This is a genomic window from Streptomyces sp. NPDC050535 (genome assembly GCF_044457665.1).
In the GTDB taxonomy this organism is placed as follows: Bacteria; Actinomycetota; Actinomycetes; order Streptomycetales; family Streptomycetaceae; genus Streptomyces.
In genome coordinates this window covers 1-22359 of record NZ_JBITHE010000047.1, presented here as the reverse complement: position 1 = coordinate 22359, position 22359 = coordinate 1, and the positions used below count along the sequence as shown (strand labels likewise).

The 22359-nt window shown below is 68.7% G+C and carries 9 protein-coding genes and 1 pseudogene; all 10 read right to left on the bottom strand.

Annotation, left to right across the window (positions count from 1 at the left end):
- On the bottom strand, positions 1 to 14348 hold a 14348-nt coding region (locus ACIBLC_RS41260; RefSeq protein WP_399216646.1), incomplete at its 3' end, for an SDR family NAD(P)-dependent oxidoreductase.
- 319 nt (positions 14349 to 14667) lie between these two features.
- Positions 14668 to 15300, bottom strand: a complete 633-nt coding sequence (locus ACIBLC_RS41255; protein ID WP_399216645.1) for an FMN-dependent NADH-azoreductase — start codon at positions 15298 to 15300, stop codon at positions 14668 to 14670.
- A gap of 197 nt (positions 15301 to 15497) precedes the next feature.
- Positions 15498 to 17029, bottom strand: a pseudogene (locus tag ACIBLC_RS41250) (ISKra4 family transposase).
- A gap of 77 nt (positions 17030 to 17106) precedes the next feature.
- Positions 17107 to 17253 carry a hypothetical protein gene (locus ACIBLC_RS41245; RefSeq protein ID WP_399216644.1) on the bottom strand — a complete coding sequence of 49 codons (147 nt, stop codon included), beginning with the start codon at positions 17251 to 17253 and terminating at the stop codon, positions 17107 to 17109.
- A gap of 3 nt (positions 17254 to 17256) precedes the next feature.
- Entirely contained in the window at positions 17257 to 17625 is a 369-nt protein-coding gene (locus ACIBLC_RS41240) for a hypothetical protein (RefSeq protein WP_399216643.1), read from the bottom strand.
- 821 nt (positions 17626 to 18446) lie between these two features.
- A complete protein-coding gene (locus ACIBLC_RS41235; protein WP_399216642.1) occupies positions 18447 to 18755 on the bottom strand; it encodes a helix-turn-helix transcriptional regulator in 309 nt (102 codons plus the stop codon).
- A 49-nt stretch (positions 18756 to 18804) separates the two neighbouring features.
- Positions 18805 to 19740, bottom strand: coding sequence for a hypothetical protein (locus ACIBLC_RS41230; protein ID WP_399216641.1), 936 nt, complete (start codon positions 19738 to 19740; stop codon positions 18805 to 18807).
- Positions 19737 to 20135 carry a peptidase inhibitor family I36 protein gene (locus ACIBLC_RS41225; RefSeq protein ID WP_399216640.1) on the bottom strand — a complete coding sequence of 133 codons (399 nt, stop codon included), beginning with the start codon at positions 20133 to 20135 and terminating at the stop codon, positions 19737 to 19739. Before ACIBLC_RS41225 ends, ACIBLC_RS41230 begins: the two co-directional genes overlap by 4 nt.
- An 824-nt stretch (positions 20136 to 20959) precedes the next feature.
- On the bottom strand, positions 20960 to 21685 hold the full coding sequence (locus ACIBLC_RS41220) for a hypothetical protein (RefSeq protein WP_399216639.1): 726 nt from the start codon (positions 21683 to 21685) through the stop codon (positions 20960 to 20962).
- The gene (locus ACIBLC_RS41215) at positions 21682 to 22176 is read right to left on the bottom strand and encodes a sigma factor-like helix-turn-helix DNA-binding protein (RefSeq protein ID WP_399216638.1); all 495 of its coding nucleotides are present in this window, start codon (positions 22174 to 22176) and stop codon (positions 21682 to 21684) included. The genes ACIBLC_RS41220 and ACIBLC_RS41215 overlap by 4 nt, the downstream gene beginning before the upstream one ends.
- Positions 22177 to 22359 lie beyond the last annotated feature (183 nt).

Genomic DNA, 22359 nt, shown 5'->3' with positions numbered 1-22359 from the left:
ATACGCTCGAGCACCTCAGCCTCAGGCAGCGCCACCGAAGCCATACCACCCCGGCCCGCCAAATCGCCCACGATGACCTGGCTGCGTACCGCCACCACCTGGGCCGCGTCCTCCAGCGACAACGCACCCGCCACACACGCAGCCGCGATCTCACCCTGCGAATGCCCCACCACCGCATCCGGCACCACACCCACCGACGCCCACACCGCCGCCAGACCCACCATCACCGCAAAACTCGCCGGCTGCACCACATCCACGCGCTCCAGCAGCGCAGCCGGAACATCCCCCCGCAACACATCCACCAGCGACCAGTCCACCCACCGCTCAAGCGCCGCCGCACACTCCCCGACCCGCTGCGCAAACACCGGCGAAGAGTCCAGGAGTTCACGGCCCATGCCCACCCACTGCGAACCCTGACCGGGAAACACCAGAACCGTCCGCCCCGATGCGGCAGCACCGAACGACCCACCGGTAACAACACCGGGCTGGGAATCACCCCGCGCCAGCGCACCAAACCCCGCCAGCGCCTCCTCACGGGAGTTGGCCACCACCACCGCACGCTCGGACAACACCGCCCGCCGAGCCACCAGCGCACCCGCCACGAGCGGCAGAGACACCTCCTCGCCCGCCTCCACGAAAGATGCGAGCCGCTCCGCCTGCCCCACCAGAGAGTGGGCGCTCTTCGCCGACACCACCAACGGCATCACATCCGGCGCAGCGGGCAGCGCCACGCCGCTCTCTGCTGCTGGCGCCTCGACGGGCGCTGCGGGCTCTTCGGGTGACTCCTCCAGGATCACGTGCGCATTGGTGCCGCTCGCACCGAAGGAGGAGACGGCGGCTCGGCGCGGCCGGCCCGTGGCCGGCCACTCCCGCGTCTCCCTCAGCAGTTCGACCGCGCCGACCGTCCAGTCCACCTGCGGTGTCGGCTCCTCGACATGGAGCGTCGGCGGCATGACTCCGTGCCGCAACGCCTCCACCATCTTGATAACGCCGGCGACACCTGCCGCTGCCTGAGTGTGACCGATGTTGGACTTCAGCGAGCCGAGCCACAGCGGACGGTCGGCGGGCCGGTCCTGGCCGTAGGTGGCAAGCAGGGCCTGGACCTCGATCGGGTCGCCCAGGGATGTGCCGGTGCCGTGGCCCTCGACAATGTCGATGTCCTTCGTCGACAGGCCCGCGTCGGACAGAGCGCGCCGGATGACGCGCTGCTGGGAGGGGCCGTTGGGAGCAGTCAGGCCGTTCGAGGCGCCGTCCTGGTTGACGGCGCTGCCACGCAGCACGGCCAGGATCCGGTGGCCGTTGCGACGGGCCTCCGACAGACGCTCCAGGACGATCACGCCCACGCCTTCGGCCCAGCCAGTGCCGTCGGCGGTCGAGGAGTACGCCTTGCACCGGCCGTCGGCGGAGAGACCGCGCTGGCGGGCGAATTCGAGGAAGGCGTCCGGGCTGGACATGACGGTCGCACCGCCTGCGAGGGCGAGCGAGCACTCTCCGCGCCGCAGCGCCTGGGCCGCCAGGTGCATCGCCACGAGTGAGGACGAACAAGCCGTGTCGATGGTTACCGCCGGTCCTTCGAAGCCGAACACGTACGACACGCGTCCCGACGCCACGCTCGACGAAGTGCCGGTCATCACGTAGCCCCGGACGTCCTCGGGGATCTGCCGCAGCCGGGTGCCATAGTCGTGGTGGACGATGCCGGTGAAAACACCGATGTCACTGCCCCGAGCGGAGAGCGGATCGATGCCGGCGCGCTCCAGCGCCTCCCATGAGGTCTCCAGGAGCAGCCGCTGCTGCGGATCCATCGCAAGGGCCTCGCGCGGCGAAATCCCGAAGAGTCCGGCGTCGAATTGAGCGGCGTCGTGCAGGAATCCGCCGACGCGGGTGTAGGTGGTGCCAGGGTGACTGGGGTCGGGGTGGTAGAGCTTGTCGACGTCCCAGTTCCGGTCCTGCGGGAAGCAGGAGAGTGCGTCGTGCTCCTCGACAACCAGTCGCCACAGGTCCTCGGGAGTGTTGACGCCGCCGGGCAGGCGCGTGCTCATGGCGATGATGGCAATCGGCTCATCGGGGTCCGCGGATCTGGAAGGTCCGGATCGGACGAGTCCAGCCGACACGCTCGCGGCTTCCTCACCGAGCAGTTCGGTGCGCAGGTACCCGGCGAGGGCGGAAGGGGTCGGGTAGTCGAAGGCAAGGCTGCTGGGGAGGCTCATGCCGGTGAAGTCGTGCAATCGGTTGCGGAGTTTGACAGCGCTGAGGGAGTCGAAGCCGAGGTCCTTGAACGGCTGGGTCTCGTCGAGGGCTTCAGCGCCGGTGTGGCCGAGAACGACGGCTGCGCTTTCCTTCACGAGGTCCAGCAGGACGCGCTCCTGTTCGGTGGCGCCAAGCGTGGCGAGCCGGTGGGCCAGCGGTCCGCTCTCGGCGGCCGGACGGCCTACAACCCGTCGGGCGAGCGGACCGTCCTCCGTTGTCTGTGCCTCACGTTTTGCGGGGGTGGCGGCCGCGCCGCCCATGCGGCCCAGGGTCAGTGGTCCGAGCGCGGCGACTGGTTCGCCCGTGTGGTCGGCGAGCTCCACGAGATGGCGTCCGCCCTCCACGGGTGTGGCCCGCAGCCGCAGGGCGGTGGCGCCCTCGGCGTAGACAGCCAGATCGGCGCAGACGGTGAGATCGCGCTCACTCTCACCGGTGCGGCCGACCAGGAGGCGAAGGACGGTGTCGAGAAGTGCAGGGTGGAGAGTGAACGTCTCAGCCTCAGCAACGAGTTCCGGAGGCAGGGAGACATCGGCGAAGAGCTGGCCGTCCTGTTCCGTCAGGCCGTGTATTCCTCGTACCTCGCGGATGTCGAGGAGGTCCACCGGGGCCCCGGCTCCTGTGACCGGCCAGGTGCGCAGGTCGAAGGACGGCGTGGGCAGACCGGGCCGGAGCAGGGCGCGGGCGTGGCGTGTCCAGGTGCCGTTCTCGTCGCCGGCCCGCCTGCTGTGGGCGACGACCGGGCGCAGCCCGTCCCGGCCGGGGACATCGACATGGACACGGAGCTGGAGGTGGTCGCGTTCTGGCACGGTAAGCGGTGTGTCGACGATGATCTGCTCGACGGCGCCGCTGCCCGCCTCGGTTCCGGCGTGGACCAGCAGGTCGAGGAGTACGGCGGCCGGAACCGTATCGGTGCCGGGATCGAGGAGCCGGCCGAGGGCACGCCGGTCGAGCCGCCCGGTGAGCACCACACGGGTGCCGCCGTCACTGACCGGGCTGACGTGGTCCTCGTCGGGGATCTCGACTGCCGTGCCGAGAAGCGGGTGCCCTGTGGGGCGGGCGCCGAGCGCCTCGGCGTCGGTGGCGGTGGTGTCGGGCTCAACCCAGTACCGCTGGTGCTGGAAGGCGTACGTGGGCAGCTCGGTACCGATCGCCGTGGCCGGGGTGCCGAGGAGCGCAGTCCAGTCGATGTCCGTGCCGCGGACATGCAGTTCGGCAAGTGCGGTGAGGACAGCCGTCTCCTCGGAGCCGTCCTCGCTCAGGGTGGCGAAGCAGCCTCGGTGGTCCGTACCGAGAGTGTCGAAGGCGAGGGCGGTCAGGCCGCCGCCGGGTCCGATCTCCAGGAGGGTTTTGGCGCCCTGGTCGCGCAGCGCGGTGACTGCGTCGGCGAACCGCACGGCATGGCGCACCTGGTCGGCCCAGTACTCCGGGGTGGCGAACTGGCCCTCCTTCGCAGGGGCACCGGTGAGGGTGGAGACGACGGGGATGGCGGCTGGGCGGGGACGCAGCCGGGCAATGACAGCTCTGAACTCGTCGAGCATGGGGGCCATCAGTGGTGAGTGGAAGGCATGCCTGACCTTCAGGCGTTTGGTCTTCCGGCCCTGTTCGGCCAGTCGCGCGGCCGCGTCGAGGACGGTGTCCTCGGCACCGGAGAGCACGATGGCGCTGGGTCCGTTGACTGCGGCGATCGCGATATCGCCCGTGGCCTCGTCCAGCAGTGGTGCCACCTCGGCCTCGGTCGCCTGTACGGCAACCATCGCGCCGCCCTCGGGCAGGGCCTGCATCAACCGTCCGCGGGCGGCGACCAGTTCGCCTGCCTGCGCAAGGTCGAGGATTCCGGCGGCATGGGCGGCGGAGATCTCTCCGACCGAGTGTCCGGCGACCAGGTCCGGACGTACGCCCCAGGAGGCGAAGAGCCGGAACAGAGCGGTCTCCAGGGCGAAGAGACCTGCCTGCGTGTACAAGGTGCGGTCGAGCAACGCTGCCTCCGCCGTGCCGGGCTCGGCGAACACCACCTCGTGCAGCGGACGTTCCAGATGACCATCCAGGTGTCGTTCAACAGCCTCGCACGCGGCGGTGAAGGCATTCCGGAAAACCGTGTGTCGCTCAGCGAGTTCGCGGCCCATGCCGGCCCACTGACTGCCCTGCCCAGTGAACACGAAGGCGAGTTTTCCCTCAGAGGTGCTGCCGGTGACGGTGCCAGCGGTGGGCATGCCATTGCCTAGCGCGCGCAGCGCGTCGGCGAGCTGCTGCCGGTCGGTGGCCAGCAGGATCGCCCGTTGGTCGAGCCGAGCTCGGGTGGTGGCCAGCGCGTGCGCGGTGTCGGTAAGGGCCAGCTCAGGGCGTGCCTCGACGAAGCGAGCGAGGCGCCCGGCCTGGGCGCGCAGAGCCGCCGCCGTGCGGGCCGACACGGGCACGGGCAGGAGAGCGGAACGGGACGATACGGAGTCGGTGGCGGGTGCCTCGTCGGCGGCATGCACCTGGTCCGAGGCGGTTGCCGATTCGATGCCAGGTGCCGGATCGCTCGTCGCCGCCCGGTCGGAGGCCTCAGCGTCCGCCACCGGCGCCTGCTGGATCACGATGTGAGCGTTGGTGCCGCCGATGCCGAAGGACGAGACGCCGGCGCGCCGCGGGTGCCCGGTCTCGGGCCACTGGCGGGTCTCTGCGAGCAGTTCCACCGCGCCCGTGGACCAGTCCACGTGGGTCGAGGGCCGGTCCACGTGCAGCGTGCGGGGCAAGACACCGTGCCGCATCGCCATCACCATTTTGATGACGCCTGCCACGCCGGCCGCGGCTTGCGTGTGCCCGATGTTGGACTTGACCGAGCCGAGCCACAGCGGGCGGTCGGCGGGTCGGCCCTGCCCGTAGGTGGCGAGCAGCGCCTGCGCCTCGATCGGGTCGCCGAGGACCGTTCCTGTGCCGTGGCCCTCGACCGCGTCCACATCCGATGTCGACAGACCGGCGTCGGCGAGCGCCTTGCGGATCACCCTCTGTTGTGAGAGTCCGTTCGGCGCCGTAAGTCCGTTGGACGCACCGTCCTGGTTGACCGCGGTGCCTCGGACCACCGCAAGGACCTGGTGGCCCCGGCGGCGTGCGTCGGAGAGCCGTTCGACGAGGAGCACGCCGACGCCCTCGGACCAGCCGGTTCCGTCCGCCGCGTCGGCGAAGGCTTTGCAGCGGCCGTCCTGGGAGAGGCCGCGCTGCCGGGAGAACTCGACGAAGGTCTCCAGGTTGCCCATGACCATCACGCCACCGGCGAGGGCCATGGAGCACTCGCCCTGCTGGAGTGCGCGGGCCGCCAGGTGGAGGGCGACGAGCGAGGACGAGCAGGCCGTGTCGATCGTGATGGCCGGGCCCTCGAGGCCGAACTGGTAGGCGATCCGGCCTGAGATGACGCTGCCGGAATTACCGGTCAGGCGGAAGCCCTCGACGCTGGAGGCGTGGTGCGTCCGTACGGTGTAGTCGTGGCTGTTGACGCCGACGAAGACGCTGATGTCCTGACCCGCGAGGCTGCTCGGGTCGATCGCGGCGCGTTCGAACGCCTCCCAGGAGGTTTCCAGGAGCAGGCGCTGCTGGGGGTCCATCGCGAGCGCCTCGTTCGGTGAGATCCCGAAGAAGGCAGCGTCGAAGCCGGTCGCGTCGTCGAGGAACGCGCCGTGCCGTACGTAGGTCTTGCCGACGCTGTCAGGGTCGGTGTCGTAGTGCCGGTCGATGTCCCAGCCGCGGTCGTCGGGGAACTCTCCGATGGCGTCGACGTCTTCGGTAACCAGCCTCCACAGGTCTTCGGGGCTCTCCACACCGCCGGGGAAGCGGCAGGCCATCGCGACGATGGCGATCGGATCGTCGGAGAGGGCAGCCACGGTGGCGGTGGTGTGCTTCTCAGCGCTCAGCTCCTGGCCGTCGCCCGGTTGTTCGTCGACGCCGAAGAGGCGTACACGCAGGTGGTCGGCCAGCAGCGTCGGCTTCGGGTAGTCGAAGACGAGGGTGGAGGGGAGGCTGAGAGCGGTCGCGGCCGCGAGCCGGTTGCGCAGTTCGACGGCGGTCAGCGAGTCGAAGCCGGCGTCCTTGAAAGCACGGTCGGCGCGGATGGAGTCAGCGCCGGAGTGGCCAAGCACCTGGGCGGCGTTCCGGCGGACGAGATCCAGCAGTGCCTCTGTGCACTCCCTCTTGCCCAGGCGGTCGAGCCGCTGACGCAGGGAGCCGGTTACGTCCGTGTGCGAGGACGCGGCCGCTGGCCGAGGAGCAGGTGCGAGGCCGCGCAGCAGCGGTGCTACGGGAGTTCCGGCGCGGGCGGATGCCCTCAGGGCGGGCAGGTCGAACCGGGTGGCCATCAGCGCGGCAGGAGTCTCGTCGCCCGCCCGCAGGGCCGTGTCTAGGAGCGCCAAGCCCTCGGCGGCGGAAAGCCCGACCATGCCTAGGCGCCGGGTGCGGTGCAGGTCTGTGGCACCGAGGTGCCGAGTCATTCCGCTGGCGTCGTTCCAGTAGCCCCAGGCGAGGGAGATGCCGGGTAGGCCGGTGTGGTGGCGGTGGAGGGCGAGGGCGTCCAGGGAGGCATTGGCGGCGGCGTAGTTGCCCTGGCCGGGGTTGCCGAGGACTCCGGCGGCGGAGGAGAACAGCACGAACGCCGCGAGATCGATGTCCCGGGTCAGTTCGTGCAGGTGCACTGCGGCGTCGAGCTTCGGCCGCAGCACGGTGTCGAAACGGTCCGGGGTCAGGGCGGTGACCACGCCGTCGTCGAGGACTCCGGCAGTGTGGACGACGGCGGTGAGCGGGTGTGTGTCCGGTACGGCGGCCAGGAGCGCCGCGACAGCGTCCCGGTCGGCGGTGTCGCACGCGGTGATAGTGACGGTCGTGCCGAGGTGGGTCAGTTCCTTGTGCAGCGCCGCCGCCCCTTCGGCGTCCGGTCCGCTCCGGCTGGCCAGCAGCAGGTGCCGTACGCCGTGTTCGGTCGCCAAGTGCCGGGCGACGAGCCTGCCGAGCGTCCCGGTACCGCCGGTGACCAGGACGGTGCCGTCAGGGTTGAGCTCGCGCCGGGGGCCTTCGGCAAGCGGGGCACGCCGCAGCCGGGGGACGAACGCCACACCACCGCGCACACGGACGTGGGGCTCGCCCGTGGCCACCGCGAGCTGCACGGCCTGCATGGCCGCCGGGTACTCCGAGGTCGCCGCACTGCCGCGATGCTCGGCAGTGGCGCTCCCGACAAGGACGATGCGGTCCGGGTGCTCCGACTGTGCTGAGCGCAGCAGGCCCGACACGGCAGCTACGGCGAGATCATCCTCGGCGTCGGGGATCATCACGACGAGGCGGGTGTCCGCCAGAGCCGGTGCTGCCAGCCACGCCTGGACAACGGCCAACACTGCGGCGACGGCCTCACGCGGGCCGACGGGCACGTGCCAGGCCTCATACACCAGCAGGCCCGGTACCGCTGCCCCGCCCGCCGCGAGGCCAACGACGTCTTCGGCATCGCCGACACTCGCCATGGAGTCGGCGTCCTCAGCCCTCTCACCTGGAGAAAGGGGAAGCTCAACCCAGTCGACCAGGAACAGGGCACCGGAGGCCGACGCATCCTCGGCCTCCGCCTTTTCGGGCGAGAACGGCTCGGCGACAACGGCATCAGCGGTCAGCACCGGCGCGCCGGTGGCGTCCACCAGCTCAAGGCGGCGGGTCACCCCCGTGGTGTCACGGGCTGCGCGGACCCGCACCGCTGCCGCACCGGAAGCCAGCAAGGTCACCCCGCTCCACCGGGTCGCGATCACGTCCTCATCAGGGAACGCCGTTCGGACCGCCGCGTCGAGCAGCGCCGGGTGCAGGCCGTAGCGGTCGGCGTCACCGACTGCCTTGCCGAGGGCCACATCGGCTGCGGGACTGCCAGTAGGCCACGCGCCACCGGAAGTGGACGGGGTCACCGGCCCGGGCACGAGCGTGCCGCCGGCGTGGCGTGTCCACACCGCGTCCAGAGCGGCGTTGTCCGGGCGGGAGTACACCTCGACCGGCCGCCGGCCCTGCTCATCGGCCTCCCCGACCGTCATCTGCACGGCTCTGCCGCCCCGCAGCGGCAGCAGAACGGGCCGGTCCACGGTCAGTTCCTCGACCACCGGACTGCCCACCTCGTCACCGAACCGGATGGCCAACTCCACCAGCACCGCACTCGGCACAACGATGACATCACCAACCGTGTGATCACCCAGCCAGGGATGCGCGTCCACCGACCACCGCGAAGTGGTCATGAAACCGCCGGAGTCCGGCCGACCAACGATCGCCCCGATAAGCGGATGGCCACCGGCGGCCTGACCGAGCGCAACAGCATCAACAGCAGGGGTAGAACGCAACCAGTAGTGCTGGCGATCGAAGGCATACGTCGGGAGCTCAATGTGTGAAGCACCGGCAACCGGCAGCATTGCCGCCCAGTCCACGACCACACCCCGGACGAACAGTTCGGCCATGGAGGTCAGCAGTCGGCGCAGGCCGCCCTCGTCACGGCGCAGCGAACCACCGACCACGGCCTCTGTGTCGGTCTGGTCAACGATCTCGCTGACCGGCTGGACCAGAACCGGGTGAGCACTCGACTCCACGAAGACGGTGTGACCGCTGGCCAGAAGACCGGCGATGGCAGGACCGAAACGGACCTGGCCGCGCAGGTTCCGGTACCAGTAGCCGCCGTCAAGGACACCCGCCTCCCGCACCCACTCCCCCGTCACCGTCGAGTAGAAAGGAACCAGCGGGGCTTGGGCGCGGATGTCGGAGAAGGCGGTTGTCAGTGCGCCCTCGATCGCCTCGACATGCCGGGTGTGGGAGGCGTAATCCACCGCCACCCGACGCACCCGCACACCCTCCGACGCAAGAACGTCGAGGGCTTCGTCGAGGGCTTCGGCATCACCGGCGATCACCACCGACGTGGGACTGTTGACCGCCGCCACCTCAACCCGGCCGGCCCACCGCTCGATACGCTCGGCTACTTCTGCCGCCGACAGCGCCACCGACGCCATACCGCCACGGCCAGCCAGACTTGCGGCGATCACCTGGCTGCGTACCGCCACCACCTGGGCCGCGTCCTCCAGCGACAACGCACCCGACACACACGCAGCCGCGATCTCACCCTGGGAATGACCCACCACCGCATCCGGCACCACACCCACCGACGACCAGACGGCGGCAAGGCCGATCATCACAGCGAAACTCGCAGGCTGCAGAACATCCACGCGCTCCAGGAGTTCGACCGGGGCATCCCCTCGCAACACATCCACCAGCGACCAGTCGACCCACCGCTCCAACGCCGCCGCACACTCAGCGATCCGCTCCGCGAACACCGGCGAGGAATCGAGGAGTTCACGGCCCATCCCCACCCACTGCGAACCCTGCCCCGGAAACACCAGAACCGTCCGCCCCGAAGCGGCACCACCGAACGACCCACCGGCAACAACACCCGGCCGGGAATCACCCCGCGCCAACGCACCAAACCCCGCCAACGCCTCCGCACGGGAGCCGGCCACCACCACCGCACGCTCGGACAACACCGCACGGTGAGCAACCAACGCACCCGCCACGAGCGGCAGAGACACCTCCTCGCCAACCTCCACGAAAGATGCGAGCCGCTCCGCCTGCCCCACCAGCGCGCCGGCGCTCTTCGCCGACAGCACCAACGGCACCACACCATCGACGACACCTGCCACCGGCTCGGACGGGGCGGGCTCCACATTGACGGGCTCAGTCTCCGGGGCCTGCTCCAGAATCAGATGCGCGTTCGTCCCACTGAGACCGAAGGACGACACACCAGCGCGGCGCGGCCGACCGGTCTCTGGCCACGCGCGAGCCTCGGCCAGCACCTCGACCGCACCCGCTGACCAGTCCACCTGCGCCGATGGAGCGTTGAAATGCAGCGTCGCCGGCATCACGCCGTGCCGCAGCGCCTCCACCGTCTTGATCACACCAGCCACCCCCGCAGCCGCCTGCGTATGACCGATGTTCGACTTCAACGATCCCAGCCACAACGGGAGTTCGGGTTCCCGGTCACGGCCGTACGTGGCCAGCAGCGCCTGCGCCTCGATAGGGTCGCCGAGCACCGTGCCTGTGCCGTGCCCCTCCACTGCGTCTACGTCTGCCCCCGAGAGACCCGCCGACGCCAACGCCTTGCGGATCACTCGCTGCTGGGAAAGACCATTCGGCGCGGTCAGACCATTCGACGCGCCGTCCTGATTGATCGCGCTGCCGCGAATCACCGCCAGGACCCGGTGCCCGTTGCGCCGGGCCTCCGACAACCGCTCCAGAACCACGACACCGGCACCCTCGGCCCAGCCGGTACCATCCGCGGCGTCCGCGTACGACTTGCATCGGCCATCTGAGGACAGTGCGCGTTGGCGGGAGAACTCCACGAACGTGGAGGGGTTCGCCATCACCGTCGCGCCGCCTGCCAGCGCCATCGAGCACTCGCGCTGACGCAGTGACTGGACTGCCAGGTGGATGGCCACGAGAGAGGATGAGCAGGCCGTGTCCACGGTGATCGCGGGGCCCTCGAGGCCGAACACGTACGACACGCGCCCGGATGCCACGCTCGACGCCGTGCCTGTCTCGCCGAAGCCCTCGAGTTCCGCCGGAGCCGGACCGGACAGCCCGTATCCCTGTCCCATCAGGCCTGAAAAGACTCCGACGTCACGACCTTTCAATGTGGTCGGGTCGATCCCGGCCCGCTCCAGGGCCTCCCACGAGGTCTCCAGCAGCAGCCGCTGCTGCGGATCCATGGCGAGCGCCTCACGTGGTGAGATCCCGAAGAAGCCCGCATCGAACAGGCCCGCCTCATGGAGGAACCCGCCCTGATCGACGTACGACGTGCCGGTCTTCTCCGGGTCGGCAGTGAACAGGCCGTCCAGATCCCAGCCGCGGTCCTCCGGGAAGCCGGACACACCGTCCCGGCCCTCGTTGACCAGCCGCCACAGGTCCTGGGGGCTCGCCACACCGCCCGGTAGGCGGCACGCCATGCCTACGATCGCAATCGGCTCCGCGGGGTCGGCGGACCCGGTCCGATCCTTGTCAGCCGTCACCTCTCCGGCCGTGTCGTGCAGCCCCAGGATCTTGGCCCATAGGTGTGCGGCAAGGGCCTCGGGCGTCGGGTGGTCGAAGGTCACGGTGGTGGGCAGGCGCAGCCCGGTCCGTTCGGTCAGCCGGTTGCGCAGTTCGACGACGGCGAGGGAGCCGAGGCCGAGGTCGCGGAAGGTCCGGCCCGCCGGGATGGGTGCGGTGCTCGTGTGGGTGCGGACGGCGGCAGCGTCCGTGAGGATCATGTCGCCGAGCAGCGCGAGCTGGGCCCGCTCGTCCAGGTCTGTCAGGTGCCTGCGTAGGGCGGCGGTGATCGTCTCGTCGGCCTGGGCGGTGGGGCGGGGCTCCTGTTCGATCAGGGTGTCGAGGAGTGTCCGCACTCGGTCGCCGGGGTTGATGTTGGTCGGCCAAAGCGCCAGCAGGACCGGGGATCCGGTCTCGATCAGTGCGTCGAAGGCTCCGGGGCCCTCGTCCGGCCGGCCGAGGGCCAACAACGACCCGGGCAGTCCGTGCAGCCGGCGGTTGCGGACCACGGCCTCGGTGAGGACGGCGGTGACCACCGTCGAGGCAAGGTCGCCGGATTGCGCACCTACCAGTGCCGCAGCGTCGGTCACCGCGACGAATGCGGCGAGATCGTCGTCGGCGGTGAAGTCATGTAGTGCTCGGGCGAGTTCGGGATCATCAGCGGTGTGTATCACCGCGGTCACCGGGCCGGTCCTGGTCAGCTCCTCATACAGCTCCAGCGAATCCGATCCGTCGGCCACGACACGGACGATCTCCACACCGGCCGGCAGCGGCTCGTCCTGGCTCCAGCCGTCGTCGGTAGTGGTTGCCTGAACGAGCACGAGGTGCCGTGTTCCATGCGCGGTGACCAGGTGGCGGGCGAGGGCCGCACCAGTCTTCGTGTCGGCACCAGTGACGACCACGGGGCCCTTGAACACCGACGCGGCGAGATCCGGCCCGTCGACGACGGGGAGGCGGACGAGTCTGGGCCGCAGCAGTTCCCCATCCCGTACGGCGAGCTGGGGCAGGCCTGAAGCGACGGCGGCGATCAGCGCCGCGGCGTACTCGGACTCCGGGGTACGGGGCTCGACGTCGACGATGGTCAGCGGTGCGCCGTCGTTGCCGTCGGCCTGTGCAGCCCGTGCGGCCGCCCACAGCGCGACTTCGGCGCGCTCTGGTGTCCCGTCCCGGTCGGTGACGGCCATCGCGCCCCGGGTGAGGACGACGAGCCGGGGCCCGCTCTCCTTGTCCCGTCCAGCACAGGCTGGCGTCAACGTGTCCGCCTCCGCGAGGACCGTCACGTCGGTGGCCGCGTCAGGAGTGGTGCGTGACGTTGCAAGGTCGGCGTATTGCTTTACGGCGGGGACGCCGGCCTTCCGGAGTGCGGCGGCCAGGCCGTCGGTGACTGCGGTCCGGCCCACTACTGCCCAGCGCAGATCCTCCGGCGCGCCGGAGGAGATTGCAACTCTGCTCCACTCCCTCAGCATCAGACCCTCGTGGTGGCCGTCGGCGGCGTATCGCAGCCGGGCCGGCAGGTCAGCGAGAAGGCGGCGGATGACCTTCCCAGAGGCAGTTCTGGGTATGGTCCGGGCCTCGTATATGCGCTCGGGGAGCTTGTGCGGCGAGAGTTGGGCGCTGCAGTGGTCCAGCAGCCGGGCGGGGTCGATGCCGTCCGGACCGGGGACTACCCAGGCGGCGGGGACCTCGCCGAGGATGTCGTGGGGCATGCCCGCGACTGCGGCGTCGGCCACGCCCTCGGCCCCGCGCAGGGCGGTCTCGATCTCGTCGGGGTGGATGTTCTCGCCACCGCGGATGATGACGTCCTTGAGGCGGCCGCAGATGGTGAAGTACCCGGCTTCGTCGCGCCGGGCCAGGTCGCCGGTGTGGAACCAGCCGTTCTGCAGGGCCTCGGCGGTGGCCTGCGGGTTGTCGTGGTAGCCGACCATGACGTTCGGCCCGCTGACCCAGACCTCGCCTTCCTGCCCGGCGGGCACGTCCTGCCCGGTGCGGGGGTCGACGATCCGGACTCCGACACCGGGCACGGGGAGGCCGCAGGAGCCCTCGACGACGTGGCCGTCGGGTGGGTTGATGGTGATGGCGCCGCAGGTTTCGGTGCTGCCGTAGGCGTCGACGAGGGGGACGCCGAAGGTCTCCTCAAAGGCACGGCGCAGTCCGGGACCGGTGACGGCACCTCCGACCAGGCCGATCCTCAGGTCGGGCAGCGAGAGGCCGGTGCGCCGGGCGATGCGGACCAGGTGGTGGTAGGTGGTGGGGACGCCGGCCAGGAAGGTGGAGCGGTCCTCGCGTAGGGCGGTCAGGATGTCGTCGGCTGAACTGCCGTCCATGATCCGGGCGGTGGCGCCGGAGACGGTGACGGACAGGACGCAGGCGATGTGAGACAGGCTGTGGAAGAGCGGCAGTGGCCACAAGACCCGGTCATGCTCGGAGAGTCCGGGCACGGGTATGTAGCAGGAGGCAACGGAGTAGAGGCAGTTGCGCTGGGTGGACAGGACGCCCTTGGGGCGGCCGGTGGTGCCCGAGGTATAGAACATCCAGGCCACCTCGTCAAGGCCGAGGTCGTCCGGGGCTTCGGTGGCAGGCTCGGTGGTGGCGAGTTCCTCATACGCTGCGGTGCCCGGGGGCAGAGTCCGGCCGGCGCCGGGGGCGCCGGCCACGATGACGGACACTCCGCGTGTTGCATGGGGAATTGACTGAAGAAAAGTTTCAGCATGTGCGGTGCCGGTGACGGCGAACGCCGCTGCGCTGTCGGCCAGGAGGTATTTTATTTCCGCCGGGGCGGCCTGTGGGTTGATCGGTACGCCGATGCCGCCGGCCCGTACCACGGCGAGGTAGCTCTCCACCATCGCGACCGAGTTGCCGAGACACAGAGCCACCCGGTCGCCGCGCCGGACACCGAGGCCGACCAGGTGACCGGCCAGTCTCCGCGTCCGTGCGTCGAGTTCTCGGTAGGTGACCGCACACCGGTCGTCCTCGAAAGCGATCTTGTCCGGGAACCGGCCCGCGTTCTCCCTCAGGACAACCGGTAGTGGGGTGATCAGGTCGGGAAGCACCTTGACTCGAACTCCTTCCGGCGATCGGGATAGGCAACTGCTGGACCAGGAGCGTGTACAGATGTGCGGGGGGTTAGTTGAGTCAGCTCGACCGTGTGCAGGTCGGCTTCCGGACCTGCGGTGTGCTGGGCCGCGTGGATCAGCCTTGGCGGTGCGACCGGTGCGACCGGGGCGCCGCGGCGTGCGGTAGCCGAGATGCGGGGGCAGGGCGCCTCGCGCGACGCACTGATCCGCTGCCGCCCCGCCGCCTGCCTGCCCTGCTCCAGGGGGTTGCGGCAAGCCGGTGCGGACTCCTAAGAGATCTGCGGGCGTGCAGGCATCAGGCGGCGAGCTTCTTGAGCGTCTCCTGGGCAGTCGCCAGGGACTTCTCCCCCAGCGGCTTGAGCTCCGCCATGGCCGGCACGATCGCGGCCATGGTCAACTCGGCGTGCACAAAAGTGAGGTTGTCCGCGAGACCGATCGCCTTCAGGATGTGCCGCAGGTAGGGCTCCTGATAGTCATGGCCCTCGCGCGGGGTACCCGGAGCGTAGGAGCCGCCGCGCGCGGTCACCACGATGACTGACTTGCCGCTGAGCGGACCGGAATCGGCCCCCGGGAGGATCGCGTGGGCCGGGCTGACCAGCAGGTCGATCCAGGCTTTGACGCTTGACGGGATCGTGTAGTTGTACATCGGCACTCCGAGCACGATCGTGTCGGCGTCATGCACCTCGGACACCACCGTGTCGACGAGCGCCTTCTCCTCGTCCGTCTGACCGTGATCGCGGCTGGTGTCCAGAACGTACTTGCGCACGGAATGGGTGATGTGGGGGATGGGATGGGCAGCGAGGTCGCGGTAGACGTAGCCGACGTCAGGGTGGTTCTGCCGCCAAAGGGTCGCGAAGTACGAGGTCAGCTGACGCGACGTGGAACCCTCATGGCGGATGCTCGCATCGATGTGAAGAAGGGAAGACACAAAGACCCCTGAAATTAGCTGGGCGGTTCATCAAGACCGCAGTTGGTCCGCGAAGATCGACAGCTGACCTGCACGAGATTAGCCAGGGTGGTCTTCGCGAGGCATCCCCTGGTCTGGTAGCTCCTGACCGAAGGCATGAGACCCATGAAGATGGCATATAGGTTTGGGTGTACCTCGCGCTGAGGGAAGATCGCTCCTCAGGTTGTGAGTTGGTAGCGATGTTGGTCGAGGGCGAGGTAGAGCCGTTCGTGTTCGCGGGTGAGATGGTGGGTCCAGTACTCGTCGAAGTCGCCGTTGTCGCTCAGGGCACGGAGTTTGAGGATGGCTTCGGCTCCGGCCAGGCCCCAGCGGGCCCCTGCGATGTCGAGGCGGTCACCGATCAGTGACGGCAGGCGCCCTCGATCGCTCCGGTGGCGATCGGCCAGCCGGAGGACAGCGCAATGTCGTAGCCGAGTTGGTCGATGTGGCTGGTCAGGTTGCCGACGCACCGGTCGGCAGCCTCGCGTTTCGCGCCGCGGAGGTGGGGCCGGTCGGCTTGCGCGGTGATCTCGGCTGCGGTGCGGGCGGCCTGGCCGTGCAGGATCGTGATCAAGTGTCCGGTGACCCAGGCTTCAGCCTCGGCGTTGCCAGGCGGATGGAAGGCGTGAGCGGCGGTCCATAGATACTCACTGACGTGCACGATGTCGAGCAGAACGTGCATGGTGACGTGGCGCCGGTCGGCCTCGGCGTGGATGAGGTCGAGTTGATGGCGGGCGCCATCGACAAGCACCACCCAGGTGCGGACATGAGCGGGGTCGCGGGCTTCGGCCTGGTCGAAGGCGGCGGCGATGGTGTGCTCGGGCGGGTGGACAACCGAGCCGGTGAGCCATTTCGCCGTGGCCTTCGGCCCCGGTCTCGGCGCGCGCTCATGGCTGCGGCCGGTCGGTGGGGCGATGATGTCGTGCGGTCGGCGCGGTGCCGGGGTGGCGTCGAAGACGTAGGCCAGGGTGGCCATTCGCTTGCGGTGCGGCTTCTCGCCCGGGGCGAGGCGGGTGCGCATCGCCCGGCGGGCAGCCTGGTGGGCCTTGAAGGTGGCCGGCCGTAGCGCCTCGGGCCGCATAACAATGCCCTTGCCGTCGACCTGCAGGACCAAGAGGGTGTCGGCGGTGGCTGGCAGCACCAATTGATGCCGGTAGAACGCGTCGATGTCCTGGGCCGCGGCGATGACGAGGTCTTCGGCCTGTCGTTTGCCCAGGATCTTCCCGCACCGCCTCTCGATCGCCGCCTTGGCCTGGTCGTACGAACCGCGCACCGCTTCGGTCACCGCGAGTCGGCGCAGGCCATGGGAGTGCCGACCGGCGGGCAGTGACAGGGCCCGGTCGGCGGGATGGACGTTGCTCAGCTCCTTCTGCCGCCAGGCACACCGCTCGACGGTGACCGTGCCGAAGAGGCAAGCCAGCATGCGGTGATGGCCCGTCTCCCGGTGCGGACGCAGGAGCCCGTCCGCGCCGGTCACCACGACGGCCGGCCGGTGCGAGTCCTGTTCGCGTTCCCGGCGGGCGCGCAAGTCGAGGTGGCCCTGGAACAACACACGCAGCAGTTCACGGCCTCGTTCCTCGATCAGGTCCTCGACCGCGTGATGCGTCAGGCCCCCGGTCACGGGGGCAGCCAAGTCGCCTTGCAGGCAGTCGAAGGCGCTGACTGCGGCAGCGAACTCATCGATGGCGTCGAAGACGCCGTACGGTTCCATCGCGCTCTTCTTTCTGCACTTCGTTTCGGCTAGTCACCTACGAAGGTAGAAAGAAGAGCCATTATCGTTCCGCCTGTTCACGCTTCCCGTCCCGCGACCGGGTGGGCCAGGGCGAACTGTCCGGGCGTCACCTCGGTCAGCCAGCCCCGCTCCACCAGCCACTTCAGCTTGCCCCGCGTTCCCTCGATCTTCCCGGTCACCGCCGGCAGCCCGATCCTGGGCACGATCTACTTCGCCTGCATCGGCTCCGAAGCGTCCGTGACCACCTCGACGATGTCCCGATACACATCCGGCATCGCATCCACCCAGAGCCCCTGCCGCCAGTGCGGCACCATGATCGCCCCGACTACCCGGCCCGGCGCCCCACCCGTGGCCGACGCGGGCTCCACTGGCCCCTGGACGGCGGGGACTTGATCGGGAGCAGACATCTCCGCGACCACCTCGGTCACCGTCTCCCACGTCACCCGCAGCCGCGACCACGTATCCCGCTCGGCCTCCAGCCGCACCGTCAGCTCCGCGAGCTGTGACTCCAGCGCCTCCACCCTCTCGCGGGCCACGGTCTCCCGCGCCTCCAACTCCTCGAGCAACGAGCCCATCTCAGTCACCTACCTGTCCCTCGCGGAAACGATAGGAGCCACGATGCCCAGCCACCACAAGCCCGACAACAAGACAGAGCCCGCACTCGGCAGGTCTGCGGATACCACGACCACACCAACCTCACTAACCTCAACTCCCCGAAGACAAAGGAGGAGTCAGGTACTTGAAGGCGTTCTCATCGCGGAGAGCCTGCAGGTCGGAACCGAGCTGACCGGTATCCCGCTGCAGGTCACCAAGCTCACGCGCATCCGGGTGGCCGCCTCGGCACCGGATCAGCCGAAACAGTGGACGTTGCTCGACTTCGCCGCCGAGGAAGACCAAGCCGTACCACTGGCGGAGCAGATGGCCAGTGCCCTCGCCCCCACGGGAGGCTGGTACGTCAACTACAACACGACCGCCGAAGCGTTCGTGGTCTTCCCCGGGAAGGTCTTCCGGTATCCCCGATGGCAGGCCGAAGCCGCGACACAGCCCAGGCCCACGGCCGCTCCATCGACATCCCCGAACCACAACTGGACTGGCAGGACTGATAGTCGGGGACGACCTAACTTTCCTCAGCGCGAGCTACACCCATCTGTGACTGTCGTGTCGGGTGGCTACACCTGGCCATGGCGCAAGAAAGGAGAGCTGTGGCCGCGGCTGTTCGTTCTGGCCGTCGGACTCGTGCTGGGGTCCCTGGTGGCCGCAGCCGCGCATGATCAGATCAGTGGGCCATGGCCAGCCTTTATCTTCGGCATCGGTGCCCCCGCTACGATCCGGAGCCCGAAGGTCCCCCAGCACGACCGTCTCCACATCCAGGCCGACCGCGGCGGGCCGCACCCGCTCATCGCGCAGGATGCGCGCCGCAGATCTCGGTGGTGTCCGGCAGACCGGTCAGATCCAGCAGGGCCACCTGGCACAGCTGGAGCCGACTCAACCCGCCCAGCTTGGTGCGCAGGTTCGCGACATGGAACTTGACAGTGCGCTCGGCTATCCCCAGTGACCTCGCGAGTTCGCCGTACTCCTCGGCGAAGACGAGTAACCCAAGAATCTGGCGCTCCCGGTCGGTGAGGGTGGGCAGACGGAACAGTGCCGTGCCCAGCATCTCGCGCAGCGATTTCGGCAGTCGGCACAACCGACATGTGTTCGGCATCAGGTCGTCTCGGATCGGTTCAGGTCCGCATAGGTCGGTTCAGGTCGGTTCAGGTCAGTTCGGCCGCCAATCGGAGCCGACTCTCCAGCTGTTCCTTAGCCAACGACAAAGCCTGCGCGTTCTCCTCGATCAGCCGACGCTGGTAGATGGTCGTCACCGCGTAACGCACTTCTACGAAGTCGACGCGCTGCTTGCAGGCCACGTCGGCCTTGGCCGCGGTGACTGCTCTCGAACTGGACAGGTTCGACTCGGTGAGGCCCAGTTCCCTGACCGCGTTGGCGGGTTCCGTGAGCTTGTATCCCGCCTTCGACATACACGACGACCAGCGCTTGTCGACCGCGCGGACCCTGGAGTCCTTGCGTGCTCCCGACTGGGCCTCGCTCTTGAGGTTGAACACGAAGAGGATGTCGATCTCGTTCGCCTTGCGCGCGTAGAGCTTGAGGTAGGACTCCCGGACGCAGCCGCCGACGGGCACTCGCTCCCCGTTGAACGTCACGTCGCTGCCGCCGGACTTCTCGGCCTCCTCCAGGTTCGTGGGTGCGTCGGCCGGGTCGAGATCGTCCTCGCCGCTGAGCGCGAGCTGCTCGGCCTCGGACAGTGGTTCCGTGGCCGCTCGCACCGGGGCGTTGGCGATCTCGGGATTCAGGTAGCCGTACCTGGCAGCCGTGTCCTGGTCGACCAGGCCGAAGACTCGTGCGTTCGACTCGCTCACGGAGGTGGCGGGCTGCTCGGGAGCCCGGTAGGTGAAGCCGAGGCGGGCCATGCACCGGCTGGTGAGGACGCCCTGGGCCCGTGCGAGCGTGGTCTGCTGCTCGGCGGTGGCCTGGTAGGCGTCCAGCGGGAAGCTCAGGTCGGCGGTTGCGGGTACCGTGGGCGTGGAGGTTGCTGTTGGTCCGGTACTCCCGCCGGAGCCGTCCGAGCCACCGACGGAGCAGCCCGTCAGGGCAAGGACGGCGCCGAGAGCGGTCACACCGAGCCGGTTCATAGGTAGTAATAGCTCGACGAGATCTCGTTCTTGAAGGTGGAGGTGGCGTCGCCGATGTAACCGGCGGGGAGATCGCCCCGAGTGCCCTCGTGGAACGTATCGGTGTAGACGTACCAGGTCCTGGTGTCGCGGTTCCAGTACGACGCCGTGTTGTCGTTCACCGTCTCCCCCTCGCCGGGGCAGTTCACATAGGTCGGGCGATCCTTGAAGATGTTGTTGGTGAAGTCGTTGTCCCCGCTGTCGAGGTCGAAGACGCAGCCGCCCCGGCCCGAGTTGTAGTAGAGGCCGAACTCCCCCGCCTCCAGAATGCCGTCGTCCTGGTCCGAGGCCGCCGCCGGTCCCGCGGTTCCCAGTGCGACCCCGCCGATCGCGACCAGCGATACAGCGAGTGCCAAGGCACGTCTTACCGTTCTACTCGCGTTCAACTCCGCCTCCTGTTCTATGCAATTGAATCATCAAGATCCTGTAAAGGAAGAGTCAATCAAGGCGGAAAGTGATCGTCTACTGTCCCTGAGGACAGTAGACATTCACTTTCAGACGGTCCTATGGTTTGTTGGCCCATAACCACGAGAGCCCTCGCGCCCCGTCGATTTGGAAGCTCCCGTCGTCCTCGGGACCGGTCTTCTTGAAGGTCCGGTCAGCAGCCGCCGCATTGGTCGCCCCGAGAGTGAGACAACTGCCGACAAGGAGTGCACCGGCTGCCAGTAGCGTGAAAACCCGGGTCTTCGTCCGCATTGAAAGCCCCCTCCAGGGCGGTGCATGCACAGATCCAACTGACGGCGATCGTCCTTCGAACCGAGAGGTCGATCAATGCCTTTCCCTGGAGAGGCGACGCAGAGCCAACAGTTTGTGGACGCATTGCGTCAGATCCTGCTCCCCTCTGCTCCTGTAGATCACCATGTCGGAATATGGGAACGAGTCGCGATGGTCTGTGCCGGCCACGACTTCGCGGCACCGCGGCGTCGGGACACCAAAGCGTGGACAGTCGTGGCCACGGTTCTCAAAGCCGGACTGCGTTACGAGGGCCGAGAATCGTGCGGCTGCGGCAAGGAACCCAAGTTCCGTCCCCGCACCCGAGCTCAGCTGCGCGCCCGCCGAATCGCAGCAGCGCGAACGGGCACTCCCCTCGCCGACATGCTGGGACGCGCAGAACTACAGGCACCCGACTGATCCGGGAAGGGGGCAGAGCCAAGATCACAGAGTGCCATCAGGCTGGTCGTCAAGCAGCCTCAGCCGACTGCCCCTCGCCCCGCCCCTCCCGGCCGACGTGATGTTCCGCTACGAGCGCGTGTGCGCGGGCGGCGCGTCCGGTGCACGTCAGCGGCACTCCCGTGGGCACCAGACGCTCGACGGATCCCGGATTCCCGTTCACGGAGGCCAGTTGGGCTGTGTTCAGGTACCCGATGAACAGCTGGGTCCCCGCCGGCATCGCCGAGGGCGTGAAGACGAAGGTGACCCTCCCGTTGTCTCCCCGCTCGCCCTTCATGACCTTCCTGACCCCTGGCCCCACGCCGCTCGGGTCGAGCGTTCCGTTGTCCTGCGGCCCCTTGCAGAACTCGCCCTCCTTGATGAGGACCGGGAAGCCGGCCTTGCGCAGTGCGGCCTGCAGGCCCGGGTAGTCCTTGAAGTACAGCTCCTTGTCCCACGTCACATGGACCGTGCCGTCCTTCTTGGTGTCCACGGTGTACGCCACCGTGTGGATGTGCACGGCGCCCGCCCCTGTGCTGTCGCCCGCCGTGGGCGGCGCGGTCGACGGGTTGCCGTACGTCGGGACGCCGAGCGCGAGCCCTGCCGCTGCCGCGACGCCCGCCGTCACACTCACAATGCGGCGCCGCCGCCGACGCGCCCGGCCCGCGGCCTCGATCTGCTCGACCGGGGTATCCATGGTGATGCTGTCCAGCGAATCCTTCAGCGCGTCCAGTACGTCCATGTCGTTGTCGCTCATGGCCCAACCTCCGGGTTGTCTGCAGTGATGAGGTGGCCGCGCAGTGTCGCAACGGCCCGTGACAGGTGGGCGGTGACGGTTCCCGGGGCGATCCCGAGCACCTTGGCGGTCGCCGCGGTGTCGAGGTCGAGGAAGACCCGGTACACGATCACTTCTTGCTGCCGCTGCGGCAGTTGACGCAGTACGGCCAGCAGCGCGGGGGCCAGACCGGTGCCATTGACCACGCCGGCCGCGCCCTCGGGAGCGCCGTCCAGCGCGACTTCCCGTCGCCTTCGACGCCACCACGAGACCCGGGTGTTGAGTGCCGTACGCACGATCCATGCGCGCGGCGCCGGATGGCGGCTGACCTTCGGCCACGCCATCCAGGCCCGGGTGAACGCCTCGGCAACCAGATCCTCGGCCAGCTGCCGATCACCCACGCTCGCCAGGACCGCCCGCAGGCATGCGTGCTGGCTGTCCTGGTAGAACTCCTTGAACTCCAGCTGCTTCACACCCCCTTGTGGGACATGTGGTGATGGCGCCGGCGGATCAATCCGGCGATGATGCGGCTTCGTGAATTTGGTTCTGGCCGCAGTTCCGGATGCTGTTGGTGATCTCTAGGCCGTCAGCCTTTGACAGAGCTGCCGGAAGTGGCTTGGTGGTCGTAGTGGAGAAGCCGGTGTGGTGCCGGGCGG